This is a genomic window from Streptomyces sp. NH27 (assembly GCF_056859195.1).
This window is the reverse complement of record NZ_JACEGK010000742.1, coordinates 1-2,731: the sequence shown is the minus strand read 5'-3', so window position 1 is coordinate 2,731 and position 2,731 is coordinate 1. Positions and strand designations below refer to the sequence as shown.

Genomic DNA, 2,731 nt, shown 5'->3' with positions numbered 1-2,731 from the left:
TGAGCGATGCGGCTGCTTCCCGGGCCCCGATCCGCGCGGGCATCCCGGAGCACGGCCGGGTGCCGAAGTACTTCGCGGTGAAGACCCGGCTGGAGGGCATGCTCGACGACCTCGGGGAGGGCGGGCTGCTGCCGACCGAGCGGGAGTTGGCGGCGGAGTTCGCGGTGGCGCGGGAGACCGTACGCCAGGCGCTGCGCGAACTGCTCATCCAGGGCCGGGTCCGCCGCAAGGGCCGCGGCACCGTGGTGGCCGGGCCGAAGCTGGTGCAGCCGCTGTCCACGGCGAGCTACACCGAGGGCGTACGGCGCCAGGGCCGCGTGCCCGGGCGCAACCTGATCGGCCTGGAACGGCTGGCGGCCGACCCCGCGCTCGCCACCGAGCTCCGGCTGGCGACGGGTGACCTGGTCTGGCACATGGAACGGGTGCTGCTCGCCGACGAGGAGCGGGTCGGGCTGGAGAGCACCTACCTGTCCTGCGCCCGACTTCCCCATCTCGAACGGGACTTCGCGCCCGACACCTCCTTCTACGCGTTCCTCCGCGAGCGGATGGGGCTGGAGCCGACGGTGGTGGACGAGCGGATCGAGACGGTGCTCGCCACGCCGCGGGAGGCGTTGCTCATCGGCACGCCGCCGGCTCTGCCGATGCTGTTGCTGCACCGGTCCAGCAAGGATGCTTCCGGGGCGCCCCTGGAACGTGTGCGATCCCTCTACCGCGGGGATCGGTTCAGCTTCACCGTGCACCTGGACAAGTGACGTAAGGAGGCGCCCTGGCTCTCCGGGCATCCGGCGTCGCAAAAATAACAGAATGATAACGGGTCTAGGCCAAGTTTGCAGCCCTGTTCACCGGGAGGACCGTATCCCGTTGTGCCGCGGTCATCCGGGATCGCGAATGTCGGGGTCGTGAGAGTCACTGTCGTAGGAGCCGGGGTGCTGGGCACCATGCACGCCTGGCATGCAATCGAACGCGGCCATGAGGTCGTCCACCTGGAGCGGGAACGCGAAGCGCGCGGCGCCTCCGTCCGTAACTTCGGCCTGGTGTGGGTCGGCGGGAGGGCCGTCGGCGCGGAGCTGGAGACGGCGCTGCGGGCCCGGGAGCTGTGGGAGGCGATCGGCACGAAGGTGCCGGGCACCGGCTTCCGGGCGAACGGCTCGCTGACGGTGGTGCGCACGCCCGCCGAGCAGGCGGTCGCCGAGGACGTCCTGGGCCGCGCGGACGCCGCCGAGCGCGGTTTCACGTGGCTGGCCCCGGCCGAGGTCCGCGCGTACAACCCGGCGCTGCGCGGCGACATCCTCGGCGCGCTGCGGTGCGAGAAGGACGCCGCGGTCGAACCGCGCACCACCCTGCCCGCGCTGCGCGCCCACCTGACGGCCACCGGCCGCTACACGTTCGTGCCCGGCCGGGAGGTCCGCGACGTGGCGACGGGCTCGGTCCGGGACGACCACGGCACGGTGTACCGCTCGGACAGCGTGGTACTGGCCACCGGCGCCTGGCTCGGCGGGCTGGTCAAGGAGTTGGCGCCGGCGCTGCCGGTGCGCCGGGTCCGGTTGCAGATGGCGCAGACCGCGCCGCTGGGCGAGACGCTCACCACGTCCGTCGCCGACGGCGACAGCTTCCGCTACTACCCCGCCTACGCCGGCGCCGCCCTGGAGACGCTGCGCTCCGACGAGCCGCAGCCGCCGGTCGCGGCCGAGCACCGGATGCAACTCCTGCTGGTCCAGCGCCTCGACGGCGGCCTGACCATCGGCGACACCCACGAGTACGACGAGGCGTTCGCCTTCGACGTGACCGAGGACCCCTACGAGCACCTGCGCGAGCGGGCCACCGCACTGCTCGGCCGCCCGCTGCCCTCCATCCGGCGCCGCTGGGCCGGGGTGTACGCGCAGACCGTCGACACCGCCGAGGTCGTGCACCGCGAGCAGGTGCTCGACGGGGTGTGGCTGGTCACCGGGCCCGGCGGGCGCGGCATGACCTGCTCGCCCGCGATCGGCGAGACCACCGCGAACCGGATCGGCTGGTGAACACCATGACCTCCACCCCCGCATCGACCCCGTCCTCCGCTGCCCCGGCTCCCACGCTGGTCGTGCTCGACATGGCCGGCACCACCGTCGCCGACGGCGGGCTGGTGGAGTCGGCCTTCTCCCGGGCCGCGGAAGAGCTGGGCGTCGAGCCCGGCAGCGCCGACCACGCCGAGAAGCTCGGATACGTCCGCGCCACCATGGGCGAGTCCAAGATCACCGTGTTCCGCGCCCTGTTCGCGACGGAGGAGACCGCCCGGCGCGGCAACTCCGCCTTCGAACGCGCCTACGCCGAACTGGTCGGCGGCGGCGAGTGCAAGCCGCTGCCCGGCGCCGAGCAGGCGATCGGTGAACTGCGCGCGCAGGGCCGCAAGGTCGTCCTGACCACCGGCTTCGCCCGCACCACCCAGGACGCCATCCTCGACGCCCTCGGCTGGCAGGACATCGCCGACCTCACCTTGTGCCCGGCCGACGCCGGCCGCGGCCGCCCCCACCCGGACCTGGTGCTCACCGCGCTGCTGCGCACCGGCACCGAGTCCGTACGGCACGTCGCGGTGGCCGGTGACACGGCGTACGACATGCTCAGCGGCGTCCGGGCGGGCGCGGCCGTCGTGGCCGGCGTCACCACCGGCGCGCACGACGAGCCCCGGCTGCGGGCGGCGGGCGCCACCCACGTACTCGGGTCGGACGCCGACCTCCCGGCGCAGCTCGGGGGG

3 protein-coding genes are annotated in these 2,731 nt (G+C 73.5%); all 3 read left to right on the top strand.

All coding sequences use genetic code 11. The features are described from left to right. A partial coding sequence (locus tag AC13HU_RS35245) for a GntR family transcriptional regulator (RefSeq protein ID WP_483046073.1) occupies nucleotides 1-752 on the top strand: 752 nt, incomplete at its 5' end. 147 nt (nucleotides 753-899) lie between these two features. Beyond that, complete coding sequence (locus AC13HU_RS35240; protein WP_483046072.1) at nucleotides 900-2,018, top strand: TIGR03364 family FAD-dependent oxidoreductase; 1,119 nt, start codon at nucleotides 900-902, stop codon at nucleotides 2,016-2,018. A gap of 5 nt (nucleotides 2,019-2,023) precedes the next feature. Next, nucleotides 2,024-2,731, top strand: a 708-nt coding sequence (locus AC13HU_RS35235) for a phosphonatase-like hydrolase (protein WP_483046071.1), incomplete at its 3' end; no start/stop codon positions are given.